Raw genomic sequence first — 17,224 nt, forward strand, 5'->3', positions numbered from 1 at the left:
CCGAAGAACCACGCCGTCCAGTAGCCGTCCTCCTCGGCCGCGAACGCCTTCTCGAACCGCCCGTCCGCGCCCGTCTGAACGACCGCCTTCTCCACCCACTCGGTCGCCCCGGCGGGCAGGAAGTAGACGTAGACCGGCTTGCCCGGGGCGGCCTCGGCCGCGCCGCCGTCCACGGAACGGGTCAGCAGCCCCTTCAGCGTGATCGGCTCACCCGCCGCCACGGGCGACGGGGACGCGCCGAACTCGGCGAACTCCGTCGTGTACTTCCCGAGAACTTTCACGTGCGCGATGGGCGCGTTGGACCTGATGTGGTCGTCGTCGCCCCAGAACGCCGCCGTCCAGTAGCCGTTCTTGTCGGTCTTGAACTGCTTGCCGAACGTCCCGTCCGTTCCGACCTCGGTCGTCCCCTGGAACTCCCAGGTCGACTGTCCGTCAGCCATGAAGTAGACGTAGACCGGCAGCCCGCTCGCGGGCTCTTCCCCGTCCTTGAGGCGCACCAGCTCGCCCTGGATCGTGACCGCGCCGCCCGCGCCCGCCGTCGCGGTGTAGCCGTCCAGCCTCGTCCCGTACTTGACCTCGACGTGGCGGACGTCGCTCATGGCGAGAGTCTTACCGCCGGAACCCACATAGTGGACACGCCAGTACCCGTCCTGCAGCGTCCGAGGGCTCTGGACGTCGAAGTACCCCTCGCTGTTCGTCCTGACGTACGAGGCTGTGTCCCACCAGGCATAGGTCGTGTCAGCGTACTCGAGCCTCACCTGGGCGTCCGCGATCGGCTCGGAACCGGCCATGAGCCGACCCGTCGCATGGATCATCTCGTGATAGCCGACGGGGGACGGCTTCATGTCGAAGCCGACGATCCGCGAGTCTCCCCCGATCGACAGCGCCCCCGCGTCGGTCAGGCCGCTCTCCAGGAGGTCGTTCTCCTCGCTGTCCAGACTCAGCCGACCGGCCTCTTCAACGGGAAGCGACAGGCGGAATCCACCGTCCTCGGAGGTGTAGACCGACCGCCCTGCCCTGCTGAAAGGCCCCGAGACGACTTGCCCGCTCACCACCGCGCCGGGAACCGGGACGAGGCCGTCGGCACCGTTCCGCTCCAGGCGTCCTTCCACGACCACGGTGGAACCGGCCTCGACCGGCATCGGGGTGACGATCCGCCCCGACAGCTTGACCGACTGCTTCTCGATCTCGGGTTCGGGAGCCGCCCCCATCACCGTGCACAGTTCCGGCTCGCGCCCCGCCTTGGGACGGACCGCGTCTTCGGTGTAGCCGGTCGTGTAGGTGAACGAGCCGTCCGCCCTCGTCCGGACCGAGGACCCACTGGTCGTGACCGCGACGTCCGGCGCGGGTCCGGGTTCTGCGTCTCGGGTCCGCTGCACCAGGACTCGCCCCTCGACCGTCACCGGAGTGTCTGCGTCGATGACCTCGGGTGAACTGGTGAGGTCGGTCATGGTCAGCTGATAGCAGTTGTCGATGTACTTCGCCTCGGTGGTCAGCGTGGTGCCGTCCGCCGATGCGATCTCCGCGACGAACCTGGTGCCGCCCGGGTGGGCCTCGATGTCCGTCCGGTACTCGGCCGTCCAGGTTCCGTCGTTCGCGGTGCCGCCGGTACGGGCGAGCGGCATCGTCGCGATGGGCGTCCACTCTTCGTTCGCCAGCTGCTCGACCGCCGCCTCGACGCCGGTGATGCCGCTCGCGGACTTGGCCTCGAGGGTCACCGTGGCGACGCGGTCGGCGGACAGGCGGTCGAACGCCACCGACAGGTTCACGTCGGTGACGTCGGCTCGGGCGGCCGCGGGGACGAGGAACGTCGTCACCGCGACGATCAGGGCCGTCAGGACGGCCAGGCTTCGTATTCGGGGCAAGGGGTTGCCTCCACGGATCGGGGGTTTTCCGTGGAGACGCCCACTTAACGATCTTGGTTGACCGGTAGGACGGTCACGCTTCGGGCACGGTGACGTGCGTGGTCAACGCTTCACCGGCAGGAAGGTCTCCAGGTCCATCGACGGGTGCGGGTACTTCCACTCGACGCCCTCGAACGGGATGTACATCCCCTCCGACATCCCCGCGAGGAAGTAGTTCCCGTTCCACTGGTTCGGGTTCGTCACCGACGAGCCCTCCTCGTAGCGGGCGCCCACCGGCTCGTACTTCACGTCCACGCCGAACATCGCGTAGACGGCGGCGTCCACGAAGTTGAAGTGCTCGATGAGGCCGCGCAGGTGCGTGTCCTGGATCGCGAGGCTGTGCACCCGGTCCCGGACGAAGTACAGCGAGCTGATGTCCTTGACGACCTGGTTGAAGTCGTGCGCCCCGTCGTGGTGGACGATCGCGCGCGCCGAGGTCTCGGGCAGCAGCACCTTCTGGACGTACGTCGGCAGGTCGCCGTAGAACATGCGGACGCGCGGCGTCGCCCCCGGGAACGTGCGGCGGATGCGCTCGTACGCGAACTGCAGGTAGACCGGGTTGACGTCGACGAGGTCGAGTTCGAAGCCCATCGGCTCGACGCAGCCCGCGAACACGGTGGACGAGCCGCCCATGAACACGCCGACCTCGACGATCCGGGTGGCGTGCCGGTGGTCGCGCTCGATGCGGGTGAACACGTCGAAGTAGTGGTTCGCGCTGCACTGGTCCTCGTACGCGAGGTTCACGCCCGCGACGCGGTCCGCGATGCGGTCGAAGACCGTGTTGTACCCGGCGAACGCCTTGAGGTCGGCGTGGTGGCCGCTCAGGATCGGGATGCCGAGGACCTCGTGCGGGTTCTCGAGGTCGGCGATCGAGGCGTCCGGTTCGAGGAAGGTCCCCCAGGTGTCGTGGTGCACGGCGACCGTCGAGACGTAGTCGGACACTTCGGCGCTCCTCGGCTGCTCTTCCTTCGGCGCGGCGGGCTCGTCCCGCCGCGGGGCCGCCGCGGCGGCGGCCGGGCGGCCGGTTCCGCCGCCCAAGCGGTCGATCTCCTGCTGCTGGGCCGCGATGGTCTCGGCCATGCGGGTCGCCTCTTCGGTGCGCGCCTCCGCCTCGTACTGGAGCTGGAGGATGCGGGTGTAGAGCGCGATCCGGTTGTTCTCCATGGCGGCGAGCAGGTCGGACGACGTGTAGGGCCGCAGCGCCGCGAAGATCTCCGCCGCGCCGGGCGAGCCGGACCGGGCGAGGACGCCGAGCCCGAACACGGCCGGGACGATCTCGAAGCGCCAGTCGCCGCCGCCCTCGACGAGCGCGTCCTCGACCGCGGTGAGGACGCCGTTGCGCTCGCCGCCCGCGTGCGCCGCGACCGTGTAGGCGCCCATGCCTGCGAAGCCCACGGGGGTGACCTCGTCGTGCCAGACGGTCGGGCCGCCGCCGGTGGACGGGTGCGCGTCCTCGGCCGCGAGGGGGGACGGCTGGTAGTACATGTCGCGGCGCCCGCTCGGCCACAGGACGTCGTGCAGGGCCACGACGGCGTCGGGGGCGTTCTTCATGATCCAGGCGAGTTCCTCGCGGACCACGGCGTAGTTGTGGTCGCCGTCGAGGACGTACAGGTCGGCGGCGGGCAGTTCGCCGAGGACGTCCGGGGAGCGGCCCTCGACCAGGTGCAGGCGCGGGTCGGCGGCGAGGACGGCCCGCAGTTCGTCGGTCGGGTTCGGCTCGACGCAGTGGACGGTCGCGCCCAGGTCCGCGTACACCGCGCTGGTCCGGCCGGACTCGACGCCGACCTCGACGACCGTGCCGATCTCGCGGCACCGGGCGATCGCCTCGAACAGGCTCCGGAAGATCGACATGGAGTGGAGCAGGAGCGGCTGCTCGCGGGCGAGGCGCGCCTGCCGGTGCGGCTCGTCGCGGGTGCCGGCGAACCCGGTCGCGACGATCCCGGACGGTTCGTCCGGCACGGCCGCCTTCTTGCGGGCGGCCTTCCTGGACGCCGTCCGCTTCGGCTTCGCGGCGGCGCTGCGGACGACCGGCTCGGTGTCCGGTTCGTCCCCCGGCCGCACGAGTTCCGGGGTCTCCGCCGCCTCGCCCACGGGCTCGACGGCTTCCGCGGGCTCCTCCGCCTCCGCCGCTACGGGCTCCACGGGGGCCTCCGGAACCGCGGGCTCCACCGGCTCCACCGGGTCCTCCGGGGGCGTGCTCAGGGCGTCCTCCGGGAAAGCCTCCTGGGCGCCGGTCTCGTTCGTGCCGGGTCCGGCACCGGGGTCACTTCGCGTCACCGAGCTTCCTCCTGGCCACTCGCCCGGCGCCGGCGGCAACGCCCTTCACGCCGAGCGTCCGGTACTCCTCGCGGAGCCTGTCGGTGAGCCGCGCCGCCCGGGCGGCTCTGGTCGCGTGCTTGTCGAGCGGCATGCGGGGGGCCATGCCGGTCATGGACTGCGGGAGCATCGCGAACGCGACGGTGATCTGCGCGGACGACACCACCGGTGCGCCCGCGCGGCGGGCGATCGGCAGCCACACGGCCGCGTAGGGGGTGTCGAACTCCATCAGGTTGCCGCCGAGGTAGCGGCAGTCGGCGTAGTGCAGGCCGACGAAGTCCTCGGGGCTGTCCCAGCGCAGGACCTGCTCGCGGCGCCGCCCGCCGGCGATGACCTTGGCCTCGATCCAGTCGACGCGGACGATCGCGGGGCGGCCCGGGATCGCGATGGAGATGTCGACGGTGTCGTGGTGCTCGAAGGCGAGGCGGGCGAAGGACAGGCCGTTGTGGTTGATGCGGACGCGGCGGCGGATCTCCTCGTGCCAGCGGTCGTCGGACGTCCGGTACCGCAGCCGGGTCTCGTACTTCTCCCCCGCCGGGTCGAACGCCTCGGCGTCGAGGGCGCCGTCGGCGATGGCGCGGGCCATGGCGCCGAGGCCGGTGTCGGACGCGGCGATCAGCGCGGGCCAGAACGAGTCCCGCATGTGCAGGTCGTCGAGGTCGCCGGGGGCGAGGTAGGGGACGGCGGGCTTGAGGTCGGCGGGCAGCAGGGTGGTGACCTGCGAGGAGCCGAAGTTGTCCTCGTGGACCCAGTTGCCGAACACGGCGGCCTCGTCCGCGGTCGGGGACTCCAGCGCCGACACCAGGATGCGGGAGAGGCGGTCGCGGGCCGCCTCCGGGTGCGCGAGGCTCGGCCAGTCGCCGTCCGCGCCGGCGACCTGCCGGTTCCACATGCGCTGGAAGGCGAGGACGCCCTCCTGGACGGTGCGGCGCTCGGCGTTCTGCGACGGGGAGTCGGCGGTCTCGCCGAGCACCGGGGCCGCGTCCTCGGTGAAGCCGATGAGGGAGCCGCAGAGCGCGTTGACGCACTGCTCGACGATCTCGGGGCTGCGGGTGACGGTCGCCGACACCTTCGCGGGGTGCCCGGCCTGCGCGAGGTAGCCCTCGGCGCGCAGGCCCTCGACGTAGAGGCGTTCGGCGCGGGTGTTGGTGGCGAGGTAGAGGCCGGACGGGACGACGTCGAGGCCCGCGATCCGCAGCGCCTTCGCGAGCTGCCGCTGGATGGTGCCGCCCCAGCCGAGGTCGACGAGGGTGAGTTCGGGCTCGTCGAGGGCGCCGGTCGCGCGCAGCGCGCGGATCATCCGCTCGCGGGCGGCGGTGACGGTCACCGCGAGCCGGTTGCACAGGTGGGGTGTCTCGGTGAGGGCGCGGGCGACGCGGTCGGCGATGTCGCCGTTGTCGATGACGGTGTTCAGCTCGGTGGCGAGGCCCGGGACGTCCCCGGCCTGCAGTTCGAGGACGGAGAGGGCCTGCCGGACGGTCAGCTGGTAGCCGCTGCGGATGAAGTGGTGGACGGCGTCGGTGTCGAACGGGTCGAGGCCCGCGATGGAGGTGACGAACCGGGACAGCCAGACGGGGCGGGCCTCGACGTCCCAGCCGCGCGCGGCGGCGGCCTCGTTGATGAGCTCGGACAGCAGCTCGCCCTCGCGCATGGAGCAGTAGAGCCGGCGGGTGCCGGTCTCGTGCGCGCGCGCCGCGCACCATTCGGCGAACCCGGTCAGGACCGGGCCGAGGACGGCGGCGCCGTAGCGCCACGCGACGTCCAGGGCGGAGGTGCCGTGCGGGCCGCCGGAGGCGATGGCCTTGGCGCGCAGGCTGGTGAGGCCGAAGTCGCCGTGCCGCTCGTCGAGGTCGGGGGCGTGGTCGCCGAACGGTTCGACGGGCTCGCGCTCGCGTTCGAGGACGCCGCGGAAGGCGTCGTCCAGCCGCCGGTAGTGGACGGTGCGGATGCCGAGTTCGGCGGGGACCTCGTCGTCGGCGACCTCGTGGTCGCCGATGTGCACGATCTGCTCGGGGCTCGCGCCGAGGTCGCGGAGCACGATGTCCCACAGCCCGGATGCCTTGGCGGAGCCGTGCTGGTTCGACCGGAAGATCCGCACGTTCTCCATCGACCCGAGTTCGGGACGGTCGAGGAGGTGGTGCAGGTGGTCTTCGGTGAAGTACGTGTCGGACACCAGGATGACCGTGATGTCCTGCTTGCGGGCGGCCTTGACGAGCGCGGCGATGTCGAGGTCGACGACCGTCAGCTCGCGTTCGAGGTCCAGTTCGGCGCGGACGAGCCGTTCGATCGGCGTGCCGCCGAACGGGCTCTCGGGCATGGCCCGCCAGATGTCGAACAGCGACACCTCGGTGCCGAGGGAGTCGCGGCCGCGGCGCGCCTGCTCCTCGGCGAGGATCCGCATCCGCCGCAGCGTCGCGTCGGTCACCCAGGGCGGGCACAGCCCGGCCTCGCGGAGCCGGGCGCCGAGCAGCGCGAACGCGTCCGCCGGGCGCGGGACGCGGCGCCACAGGACGGTGTCGAAGATGTCCAGGGACAGGACGGTGCACGCGCGGTCGGCGATGATCCGGTGAACGTTGTCGAGCAGCGGACAACCGATTTCCTGTCTGGTCAACACCGCACCTCTTCTCTGGACTCGGGGCAGGTCACCGCGGGCGCCGGCCGCGGACCGGGGTCACCTTATCTGAGCAGTTGCCGGTATCCGTCTGCTACATCCCGTGGTCACCATTGGATTCCGTTTCCCGGTCAGGACGGCGCGACCGCCTGGGCGGCGCGCTTGGCGGCGCGGGCCTCCCGGACGAGGCGTCCCGCCTGCTCGGTCGGCCCGTCGAACAGGACGCGCCCGTGCTCCATCGTGACGCCGCGGTCGCACAGTCCGGTGAGCATCTTGATGTCGTGCGCGACGATCACCATCGTGCGTCCCTCGCCGCGCAGCTCGCGGATGCGCTCGAGGCACTTCTGCCGGAACGGCGGGTCGCCGACGGCGAGAACCTCGTCGATGAGGAACACGTCGGGTTCGGTGTGCGCGGCGATCGAGAACGCGAGCCGCATGAACATGCCCGACGAATAGAACTTCACCTGGTCGTCGAGGAAGCGCTCGACGCCGGAGAAGTCGACGATCTGGTCGAACTTGCGCCGGATCTCGGCCTGCGGCATGCCGAGGATGGCGCCGTTGAGGTAGACGTTCTCGCGGCCGGTCAGCTCGGGGTGCAGGCCGGCGCCGACGTCGATGAGCCCGGCGATGCGGCCGCGGACGAGGACCTCGCCGGAGTCCGGGCTCAGCACCCCGGAGATCATCTTGAGCAGGGTGCTCTTCCCGGACCCGTTGAGCCCCATCAGCGCGACCGTCTCGCCCTGCGCGAACGTGAGGCTGACGTCGTCCAGCGCCTTGAACCGGTTCGCGAGCGGCTGCCGGCGCAGCGCCCGGACGCTCATCTCCTTGATCGACCGGGCGTGCCGCAGCGTGAAGTGCTTGGTCACGGAGTCGACGACGATGGAAGCGGGCACTTCTACAGCTCCTGGGCGAAACGCGACTGCGCGCGGGCGAACACCGCGCGGCCGGTGAGGAACACCAGCAGGCTGAGCGCGAGCGAGATCCCGGCGTGCAGGTAGAGGTCGGGCGGCAGCGCGAAGTCCCCGCGCGTTCCGGGCAGCCAGAACGCCTTCTGGAACAGGGACACGGCGCTGACCAGCGGGTTCATGAGGTACACGTCGAGCACCCAGGCGGGCGCGTGGGTCTGCACGTGCGTCCACGGGTAGATCATCGGGACCGACCAGGTGATCACGAGCATCGAGATGTCCACGACCTGCTCGAGGTCGCGGAAGAACACGTTGACGGCCGCGCACAGCAGCCCGAGGCCGAGCCCGAGCGTCAGGATGATCGAGAACCCGAGGACGGCGGCGGCAAGGCCGCCCGGCGTCGGCCGCCATCCCGCGGCGATCGCGCCGCACAGCAGGATGAGCATGCCGGGCACGAAGTGCACGAGCGAGACGAGCACCGACGCCGACGGGAACAGCTCGCGGGGCAGGAACACCTTGCGGATCAGCGCCGCGTTGCCGGTGACCGAGCGGGTCGTCGAGTGGATCGTCTCGGTGAACAGGTGGATGAGGACCATCCCCGAGAACAGGTAGATCGGGAAGTCCTCGATCGCGCGGTCCATGCCGAGGAACACGCCGACGACGAAGAAGTACACGGAGAAGTGCACGCCCGGACGGACGTACGACCAGCCGAGCCCGAGCAGCGACCCCTTGTAGCGCGCGCGCAGCTCGCGCCGGACGAGGAGCCGGAGCAGGTACTTGTGCCGGAGGGTCTGCCGCAGCCCGCCGTCCCCGCCCGGCGGCCGCAGCCCCGGGTCGCGCGGGACGGGCGCCGCGCGGTGCCGCCCGTGCGCGCGGTCGCCGCCCGGGCCGTCCGCACCGGCAGGGTGCGCGACCGGGGCGCCGGGCCGCGCCGGGTGGTTCGCGGCGGGGCGGGCCGTCATCGGCGCCCGGTCCCCGGCCCGTCCGCGCCGCCGGACGGCTCGGACGCCTCGAACGTGCGGCGCCACGCGTCCGGTGACGCCAGTTCGTCCATCGCGGACCGGTAGCGGGCGCTCAGCTGCGGCCACTCGCGGCTGAGCCGGGCGTGCAGCAGCGACGTGCGCTTGAGGATCCGCTTGAACCGCTCGGGGTCGCGCTGGTACCAGGCGACCTTCGTGCCGTCGGCGGACGACACGAGCGCGCTGTCGAACTTCGACAGCAGCCCCCAGTGCCGGTCGATGTGCGGGATCACGGTCTGCGGGTTGCCGTGCGCGGCCGGGTCGACGGGCCGGAGCTGCTTGACGGCGCCGAGCATCGCGGTCGCGAGCACGTTCGCCCGCCCGGCGGGCGGCTTGGGCGTGCGCCCGCGCTTGGGCGGGCGGGCGTTGCGGATCTGCGGGAACTCCTCGTGGCTCGGCCGGTTCTGCGCGTCGGGGAACGCGGCGCGGAACGCGTTGACGTCGGCGAGCTTGGTGCGGATCCCGGCGTGCATGTGCTCGGGGCCGGTCAGCACGTCCTCGATCGCGGAGAGCATCAGCTCGGCGGTGGAGTACTGCATGGCGAGGGCGTGCTTCACCGAGATGATGTAGCTCTCCTTCACCAGGTTGCCGCCCCGCTCGTACGGGGAGTGCAGCAGCGCGGTGACGATCCGGTTCCGCTCGTGGAAGTACGCCTGCCAGTCGATGGAGTCGTCCTTGTCCTGCCAGGGGACGTGCCAGGCGGCCATCCCGGGCAGCGACACGGTCGGGAACCCGGCCGCGCCGGCGCGGACGCAGTACTCGGCGTCGTCCCACTTGATGAACATCGGCATCGACAGGCCGACCTTGCGGACGACGTCGGTGGGGATGAGGCACATCCACCAGCCGTTGTAGTCGACGTCGACGCGGCGGTGCAGCCACGGCGTCTTCAGCAGCCCGCCGGAGCTGGTCTTCGGCTTGGCGTCCGGGTCGAGGGCCGGCGCGGGCGGCAGCGCGAAGTCGTGCTCGCGGCGCGTGTGCTCGGCCTCCTCCCACCACCACCGGTACTTCGCGATGACCTCGCCGTACGCGTGCAGCTGGGACCGGACGAACAGGTTGAACATGTGCCCGCCGACGATCGTCGGGGTGCGGGCGAAGTCGCCGAACGCGACGGCGCGCAGGATGCCCTCGGTCTCGGTGACGACGTCGTCGTCGAGGAGCAGCACGTAGTCGCTGGTGCCGGACCGGAGCGTCTCGTCCATCGCGCGGGAGAACCCGCCGGATCCGCCGAGGTTCGGCTGCTCGATGAGCCGCAGCCGGGACCCGAGGCCGGCGGCGGCGTCCGCGTACCGCTCGTCGTCGCGGACCTTCTGGTTCCCCTGGTCGACGACGAAGACCTCGTCGACGACGTCGAGGACCTCGGGGGCGGCGCCGAGCGCGACGAGCTGGTCGACGCAGAACTTCGGCCGGTTGAAGGTGGTGATGCCGAGGCTGACGCGGCCCTGCCGGACGTCCCCGGGTTCGGCGCACCAGTCGGCGCGTTCGAGGACGGCGTCGCGCTCGCCCGCGAGGATGTCCATCCAGTACCAGCCGCCGTCGATGAACGGGCTCAGCGTCAGCCGGAATGCTTCCTCGTGGGCGTCGTCGCTGTCGACCCGGACGGACGCGACGCGCGACACGTGCCCCTTCGCGCTCGACCGGTAGACGATGACGGTGGCCTGCCCGCGCACGCGGACCCGCAGGAACACCTCGTCCACCGACGTCCAGCGGCGCCAGTAGCTCGCGGGGAACGCGTTGAAGTACGTCGCGAACGACACGCGCCGCCCGACCGGGACGACGACGCTGCGGCGCCCGACGCCGCCGCCCGCGCCGCCGGCCTCGCCGGCCTCGGCCGCGGCCTCCGCGGCGAACGCCTCGGCGCCGCGCCCGATCTCCCCTTCGACGTACAGCTTCAGGACGTCCAGGTCGCGGTCCACCGGCAGCACGACGCGCTGCAGGACCCTCAGGTCGTCGCGGGCTCCCATGTCGCTCATTCGTCTGCACCTCCACTGATGAGACGCGAACCCTCGGCGAAATGGGGACGCAGTCGGTTGTCGACCATGCTGAGCGCGCTCGCGATGGCCATGTGCATGTCCAGGTACTGGTACGTGCCGAGCCGCCCGCCGAACAGGACGCCCTCCTCGGCGGCGGCGAGCTTGCGGTACGCGCGGAGCTTCTCGCGGTCTCCGGGGGTGTTGATGGGGTAGTACGGCTCGTCGCCGCGCCCGGCGAACCGCGAGTACTCCCGCATGATGACCGTCCGGTCGGACGGGTAGCGGTCGCGGCGCTCGGGGTGGAAGTGGCGGAACTCGTGGATGCGCGTGTACGGGACGTCCTGGTCGGCGTAGTTCATGACCGGGGTGCCCTGGAAGTCGCCGGTGTCCGCGATCTCCATCTCGAAGTCGAGGGTGCGCCAGCCGAGCTCGCCCTCGGCGTGCCCGAAGTAGGCGTCGAGGGGGCCCGTGTAGACGACGGGGACGTTGCCGACGGCGTCGTCGCGCAGGTCGGCGAAGTCGGTGTTCAGCCGCACCTCGATGTTCGGGTGGTCGGCCATCCGCTCCAGCCAGGCCGTGTAGCCGTCGACCGGGAGGCCCTCGTAGGTGTCGTTGAAGTACCGGTTGTCGAACGTGTACCGGACGGGCAGCCGGGTGATGATCTCGGGCGGGAGGTCGCGCGGGTCGGTCTGCCACTGCTTGGCCGTGTAGCCGCGGATGAACGCCTCGTACAGCGGGCGCCCGATCAGCGAGACGGCCTTCTCCTCCAGGTTCGCCGGGTCGGTGACCTCGGCGGCCTGCTCGGCGATCAGCGCGCGCGCCTCGTCCGGGGTGAACGCCCGGCCGAAGAACTCGCAGACGGTGCCGAGGTTGATCGGCATCGGGTAGATGCGGTCGCGGTACCGGGAGTACACGTGGTGCCGGTAGCCGGTGAAGGCGGTGAAGCGGTTGACGTACTCCCAGACCCGCTCGTTGGAGGTGTGGAAGAGGTGGGCGCCGTAGCGGTGGATCTCGATGCCGGTCTCCGGCTCGTCCTCGCTGTAGGCATTCCCTCCGATGTGGTCGCGCCGGTCCAGGACCAGCACGCGCAGGCCCAGGTCGGCCGCGCAGCGTTCGGCGACGGTCAGCCCGAACAGCCCGCTGCCGGCCACCACGAGATCAACGTTCATACAGGGGGGCGTCCATCCGGCGGGGGTGTTTGCAGAACCCGGTGTGCGGGACCCGCTGCACGTGGGTCGCCAGCCGGTCCGTTGCCACAGATTGGGGCTAAGATACCCGGGGTTCGATCGATACCGGTGCAGGAATCAAGGAACGCGGTGATCTCGTCCCATTCCGGACGCGCCGAGCGGGGCACCCGCCCGGCGGTCTTCCTGCATGTCGGGGCGGCCAAGAGCGGCACGACGTACCTGCAGCAGATCCTCTGGCACAACCGGCACCGGCTGCGCGAGCACGGCGTCCTGTATCCGGGCGCCGACCAGGCCGCGCACGTCCGCGCCGCGTTCGACCTGCGGCACACGTTCTTCTCCGGGGCGTCCGACCCGTCCGTCCCGGGTTCGTGGCGGCGGCTCGTGGACGAGTGCCGCGAGTGGGGCCGCGACGCGATCATCTCGCAGGAGCTGTTCGCGCCCGCCCGCATGAAGTACGTGCGGCGCGCGCTGACCGATCTCGGCTTCGCCGACGTCCACGTGGTGTTCACCGTCCGGGACCTCGCCCGGCAGATCCCGGCGCACTGGCAGGAGGACGTCAAGAACCGGTTCGACACCTCGTTCTCGGAGTTCGTCGCGACGCTCAAGCAGCCCGACCGCAAGGCGTTCGAGATGTCGCGGCTGTTCTGGGGGCTGCAGGACCCGGTGGACGTCCTGCGCCGGTGGGGCGGGACGCTGCCGCGCGAGCGGGTCCACGTGGTGACGCTGCCGCGCCCGGGGGCGCCCCGCGACCTGCTGTGGCGGCGGTTCTGCGAGGCGGTCCGCCTCGACCCGGACGCCTACGACCTCGCGGCCCCGTTCGACAACCCGTCGCTCGGCCTCGCCGAGACCCAGTGGCTGCTGCGGCTCAACCGGGCCCTCGACCGCGAGCGGGTGGGGTGGCACGTCCACAACGCGGAAGTGAAGCTCAACCTGGCGCAGGGGGTGCTGGCGGCGCGGCCGTCGCCGGCGAAGACCGTCCTGCCCGCCGAGCACCTCCCGTGGGCGACGGAGCTGGCCGTGGAGACCGTCGAGCGGCTGCGCGCCGCCCGCTACGACGTCGTCGGCGACCTGTACGAGCTGATCCCGATGGTGGGGCCCGGCACCGCGAAGTGGCTGCCGCCCGCGCCCGACCCGGACGCACCGGTCTGGTCCGACGTCGCGGACGTCGGCCTGGACGCGGTCGCCACGCTGCTGGCCCGGCTCCGCGACGCCGAGGACCGCGCCGCGCGGGTCGCCGGGCCGGACGTGCCCGCCGCCGAGCGGCTCGCGGAGATGGGCGCGGACGCCGCGCTGCTGCGGGAGGTGACGGACGTGCTGGCCGAGGAGTCCGTGCCGCGGACGGTCCGCGCGATGCGGGAGGTCGGGGACCGCTACCCGGCCGTCCGGGGGCAGCTGCGCGGCGCCTACCGGCTGCTGCAGGACATCGCCGCCCGCGCCGACCCCGACCCGAACACGCACCGCTGACCCCGGGCACGCACGAGCCCCCACCGACACGACCGACCACCGACACGAGCATCAGACGAGCACCAGACGAGCACCGACCGACCGACACGAGCACGAGGTGAACCGGCAGATGGCAGAGAGCGGGGACGGGCGCAAGGCCGTCTACCTGCACGTCGGCGCGCCGACCGCGGGGGCGGCGTTCCTGCACCGGGCGCTGTGGGCGAACCGGCGGCGGCTCGCCGACGCCGGCGTCGGGCACCCGGTCACCGGGCCGAACGAGCACTTCGGCGCCGTCATGGACCTGCGGGAGATGAGCTGGGGCGGGCACCGCGACCCGGCGTGGGACGGCGCGTGGGACCGGATGGCGAAGCGGGCCCGCGACTGGGACGGCCCCACGGTCGTGTTCTCGCACGGGCTGCTGGGCGGCGCGACCGCGGCGCAGGCGCGGCACGCGGTGGCGACGCTGGCGCCCGCCGACGTGCACGTGGTGTTCGCGACCCGCGACCTCGGCTGGCAGCTCATCTACGACTGGCAGGAGCAGATCCGCCACAACCACGCCATCACGTTCGAGCGGTTCGTGGACGACCTGGTCGAGTTCGGCATCGACGCGCCCGAACCGTTCGGGCCGATGTTCTGGGGCCTGCACGACCCGGTGCGGGTGCTGAAGACCTGGGAGTCGGCGGTGCCGAAGGAGCGCGTGCACGTCCTCACGCTGCCCGCGCCCGGCTCCGGCCCGGACGTCCTGTGGGACCGGTTCTGCGCCCTCACCGGCATCGACCCGGCGGGCTGCGACGTCGGGGGCCTCGCGGACGAGGAACCGCTGTCGGCGGTCGAGGCGGAGCTGCTGCGGCGGCTGAACGGGCGGCTCGGCACCGCGCTGGGCGGCGACTACGAGCGCATCGTCCGCGACCACCTGATCGGGAGCGGCCTCGCCGCCGGGACCGCCGCCGCCGACCGCGCGCCCATGGGCCTGCCGCCCCGGCACGCGGACTGGGCCGCCGACCGCACCCGCGCCATCGCCGCCGAGCTGCGCGAGGCCGGGTACGGGGTGGTCGGCGACCTGGAGGAGCTGACGACGTCGCGGACGCCGACCGGGGGGATGCTGCCCGGCGACGTCCCGGACGAGCTGATCGCCGCGGCGTCCATCGGGGTGTCGGCGCACCTGCTGGAGCGGCTCAACGCGGTGCACGACCGGATCGGGATCGCGCACCTGCACGGGCAGCTCGCGGACGTCCGGGAGAACCTCGACCGGCTGCTGCAGGCGGCCGCGGCGCCGTCCCCGGCGCTACAGCGCGCCGCCCGCCGCGCCGCCGGGCGGCCCGCCGGCGGGCGCGGATGACCGGCCCGGCGGCCCGCGGCACGCCCCGGGCGCCCGGGGCGACGGTCGCCGCGATCGTCGTCACCTACCGGCGGCGGGACCTGCTGGCGGAGTCCCTCACGGCCCTGGCCGCGCAGGAGCGGCCGCCCGACCGCGTCATCGTCGTCGACAACGCGTCCGACGACGGGACGGCGGCGATGGTGCGGGAGCGGTTCCCGGACGCCGGCCTGCTGGTGCTGCCGCGCAACACCGGCGGCGCGGGCGGGTTCGCCGCCGGGATGGCGCGCGCGCTCGCCGGGGACCCGGACCTGCTGTGGCTGCTGGACGACGACACCGTCCCGGAGCCCGGCGCCCTGCGCGCCCTGCTCGCCGCCCGGGACCGGACGGCCGGGCCCGGCGGGCCCGCGACGCTGCTGGCCAGCCGGGTGGTGTGGACGGACGGCCGCGACCACCCGATGAACACGCCGCGGCCGAAGCCGCGCGCGTCCGCGGCGGAGCGGGCGGCGGCGCGCGCGGCGGGATGCGTCCCGATCCGGTCGGCGTCGTTCGTGTCGGTGCTGGTGGACGCCGCGGCCGTCCGCGCGCGGGGCCTGCCGGTCGCCGACTACTTCCTGTGGAACGACGACTTCGAGTTCACGACGCGGCTGCTGCGGGGGCGCCGCGGGCTGCTGTGCCCGGACAGCGTCGTCGTCCACAAGACCAGAACGTTCGGGGGTGCGGACGCCGATCCCGGCGACCGCTTCTACTACGAGGTCCGCAACAAGATCTGGCTGTTCACCGGCAGCCGCGGGCTGGCGCCGCCGGAACGCGTCCTGTACGCGGGTTCCACGGTGCGGCGCTGGTCGCGCACGTTCGCCGGCTCCTCGGACCGCGCGGTACTGCGCCGCGCGCTCGTCCGGGGGGCGCGGGCGGGCGTGTTCGGCCGCCCGCGGCCGACCGCCGACCTGCTGCGCGAGATCGGAGTCGAGGTCCCCTCCCATGACGGCGACGCCCCATGACGTTCCCGAGGCCGACGGTTCGCTGAGCGCCCCCGCCCCCGCCCCCGCCCGCGCGGCGGGACCGGGCGGGCGCGCGGCGCGGTTCGCGCGCGGCCCGCTGCTGCCGCTGCTCCCGGCCGCGCTGACGCTCGCGGTCTCCCTGATCGGCATCCGCCGCCCGTCGCTGTGGCTCGACGAGGCCGCGACCATCAGCATGGCGTCCCGGTCGTACGGCGACATGGCCGCCGTCTTCGACCACCTCGACCTCGTTCACGCCCTCTACTACATGATCATGCGGCCGTGGGTGCTGGCGTTCGGGACGGGCGAGCTGGCGCTGCGGCTGCCGAGCGCCCTCGCGGCGGCGGCCGCCGCCGCGGGCGTCGCCGTCCTCGCGCGGCGGCTGCACGGGACGTCCGCGGCCCTGCTCGGCGGGCTGGCGTTCGCCGTCGCCGTGCAGACGTCCCGGTGGGCGCAGGAGGCCCGCTCCTACGCGATGGTGGCGGCGGTCGCCGTGCTCGCGACGTACCTGCTCGTCCGGGGCGTCGAGCCGGGCGCGCGGCGGCGGTGGCCGTGGTTCGCGGGCTACGCCCCGGCGGTCATGGCGCTGGGGTTCCTGCACCTGCACGGCGTCCTGCTGCTGGCGGCGCACGGCGCGACGCTCCTCGCGCTGCGGGCCGCGCCCGGCCTCTGGGCCCGGTGGCTGGCCGCGACCGCGGTCGCCGCCGCGCCGCTCGTCCCGTTCGCGCTCGCCGCGCGGCACCAGACACGGCAGGTGGAGTGGCTGCCCGAGCCGTCGTGGGACGTCGTGTGGACGCAGGTGCAGTTCGTGTGCGGGTCCCGGCCCCTCGTCGTGCCCGTGCTGGCGGTCGCGGCGGTCGGCGCGGTCGCGGGGCTGCGCGCGCGGACGAGCCCGCGCGGGGTGCCGCTCACCGCCGTCGCCGTCCCGTGGCTGGTCCTGCCGACCGTCCTGCTCCTGGTCGTGTCGATGGTCGGCGACCCGATGTTCTACTACCGCTACACCGTCTACACCCTGCCCGCGCTGGGGCTGCTCGCCGGCGCGGGGCTCGCGCGGCTGCTCGCCGCCGCGCCCCGCCGCGCCGACCGCGCCGCGGTGCTCGCGGTGGCCGCCGCGGCGCTCATCGGCCCCTCCATGCAGGCGCACGACATGATCCGCCGCGAGGAGAGCCGCCCGGAGAACATGCGCAAGGCGGCGGAGGCCGTCGCGGCCGAGGCCCGCCCCGGGGACGCCGTCGTCTACCTCGCGGGCGTCGTGCGGTGGAACGCCGCCGCCTACCCGGACGTCTTCGGCCGCCTCGACGACGTGGGCATGCGGGTCGACCCGGTGTCCGCCGCGAACCTCAAGGGCCGCGACGTCCGCCCGCGCGACCTGGGGCCGAAGCTCGCGAAGTACGACCGGGTGTGGGTGATGAACCACCGCTCCCTCGACCCGCACGTCCCGATCGTCGACGCCCGGGAACAGGCCGTCCAGGCCGCCGGGCCGTGGCGCCCGGTCCGCACCTGGACGTTCCGGGGCGGGTGGCTCGTCCTGTTCGAGCGCACCGGCCGCTGACCGC

11 protein-coding genes are annotated in these 17,224 nt (G+C 72.8%); 4 read left to right on the plus strand and 7 right to left on the minus strand.

Annotated elements, in window-relative coordinates:
• The 7 genes from H505_RS44455 to glf all read right to left on the minus strand — a co-directional run.
• A partial coding sequence (locus H505_RS44455; protein WP_211238567.1) for a transthyretin-like family protein occupies positions 1–1,865 on the minus strand: 1,865 nt, incomplete at its 3' end.
• Positions 1,866–1,967: 102 nt separating this feature from the next.
• Positions 1,968–4,181: a class I SAM-dependent methyltransferase gene (locus H505_RS49280; RefSeq protein ID WP_211238568.1), complete on the minus strand. Its 2,214-nt coding sequence runs from the start codon at positions 4,179–4,181 to the stop codon at positions 1,968–1,970.
• The gene (locus H505_RS0126350) at positions 4,168–6,831 is read right to left on the minus strand and encodes a hypothetical protein (RefSeq protein ID WP_211238569.1); all 2,664 of its coding nucleotides are present in this window, start codon (positions 6,829–6,831) and stop codon (positions 4,168–4,170) included. Before H505_RS0126350 ends, H505_RS49280 begins: the two co-directional genes overlap by 14 nt.
• 131 nt (positions 6,832–6,962) lie before the next feature.
• Positions 6,963–7,724, minus strand: a complete 762-nt coding sequence (locus tag H505_RS50080; protein WP_026404375.1) for an ABC transporter ATP-binding protein — start codon at positions 7,722–7,724, stop codon at positions 6,963–6,965.
• A gap of 2 nt (positions 7,725–7,726) precedes the next feature.
• The gene (locus H505_RS50085) at positions 7,727–8,698 is read right to left on the minus strand and encodes an ABC transporter permease (protein ID WP_157433135.1); all 972 of its coding nucleotides are present in this window, start codon (positions 8,696–8,698) and stop codon (positions 7,727–7,729) included.
• The gene (locus H505_RS0126365) at positions 8,695–10,725 is read right to left on the minus strand and encodes a glycosyltransferase (protein ID WP_026404377.1); all 2,031 of its coding nucleotides are present in this window, start codon (positions 10,723–10,725) and stop codon (positions 8,695–8,697) included. Before H505_RS0126365 ends, H505_RS50085 begins: the two co-directional genes overlap by 4 nt.
• The gene (gene glf / locus H505_RS0126370) at positions 10,722–11,894 is read right to left on the minus strand and encodes a UDP-galactopyranose mutase (RefSeq protein WP_026404378.1); all 1,173 of its coding nucleotides are present in this window, start codon (positions 11,892–11,894) and stop codon (positions 10,722–10,724) included. The genes H505_RS0126365 and glf overlap by 4 nt, the downstream gene beginning before the upstream one ends.
• 147 nt (positions 11,895–12,041) lie before the next feature.
• Between glf and H505_RS44465 the strand changes: the two genes are divergently transcribed.
• From H505_RS44465 to H505_RS48090, 4 genes are all read left to right on the plus strand, one after another.
• On the plus strand, positions 12,042–13,376 hold the full coding sequence (locus tag H505_RS44465) for a hypothetical protein (RefSeq protein ID WP_051301187.1): 1,335 nt from the start codon (positions 12,042–12,044) through the stop codon (positions 13,374–13,376).
• A gap of 109 nt (positions 13,377–13,485) precedes the next feature.
• Positions 13,486–14,694 carry a hypothetical protein gene (locus H505_RS0126380; protein WP_125617211.1) on the plus strand — a complete coding sequence of 403 codons (1,209 nt, stop codon included), beginning with the start codon at positions 13,486–13,488 and terminating at the stop codon, positions 14,692–14,694.
• Positions 14,691–15,671 carry a glycosyltransferase gene (locus tag H505_RS44470; RefSeq protein ID WP_051301188.1) on the plus strand — a complete coding sequence of 327 codons (981 nt, stop codon included), beginning with the start codon at positions 14,691–14,693 and terminating at the stop codon, positions 15,669–15,671. Before H505_RS0126380 ends, H505_RS44470 begins: the two co-directional genes overlap by 4 nt.
• Positions 15,652–17,220 carry a glycosyltransferase family 39 protein gene (locus H505_RS48090; RefSeq protein WP_051301189.1) on the plus strand — a complete coding sequence of 523 codons (1,569 nt, stop codon included), beginning with the start codon at positions 15,652–15,654 and terminating at the stop codon, positions 17,218–17,220. The genes H505_RS44470 and H505_RS48090 overlap by 20 nt, the downstream gene beginning before the upstream one ends.
• Positions 17,221–17,224: the final 4 nt, after the last annotated feature.

Source organism: Actinomadura rifamycini DSM 43936 (genome assembly GCF_000425065.1).
Taxonomy (GTDB): Bacteria; Actinomycetota; Actinomycetes; order Streptosporangiales; family Streptosporangiaceae; genus Spirillospora; species Spirillospora rifamycini.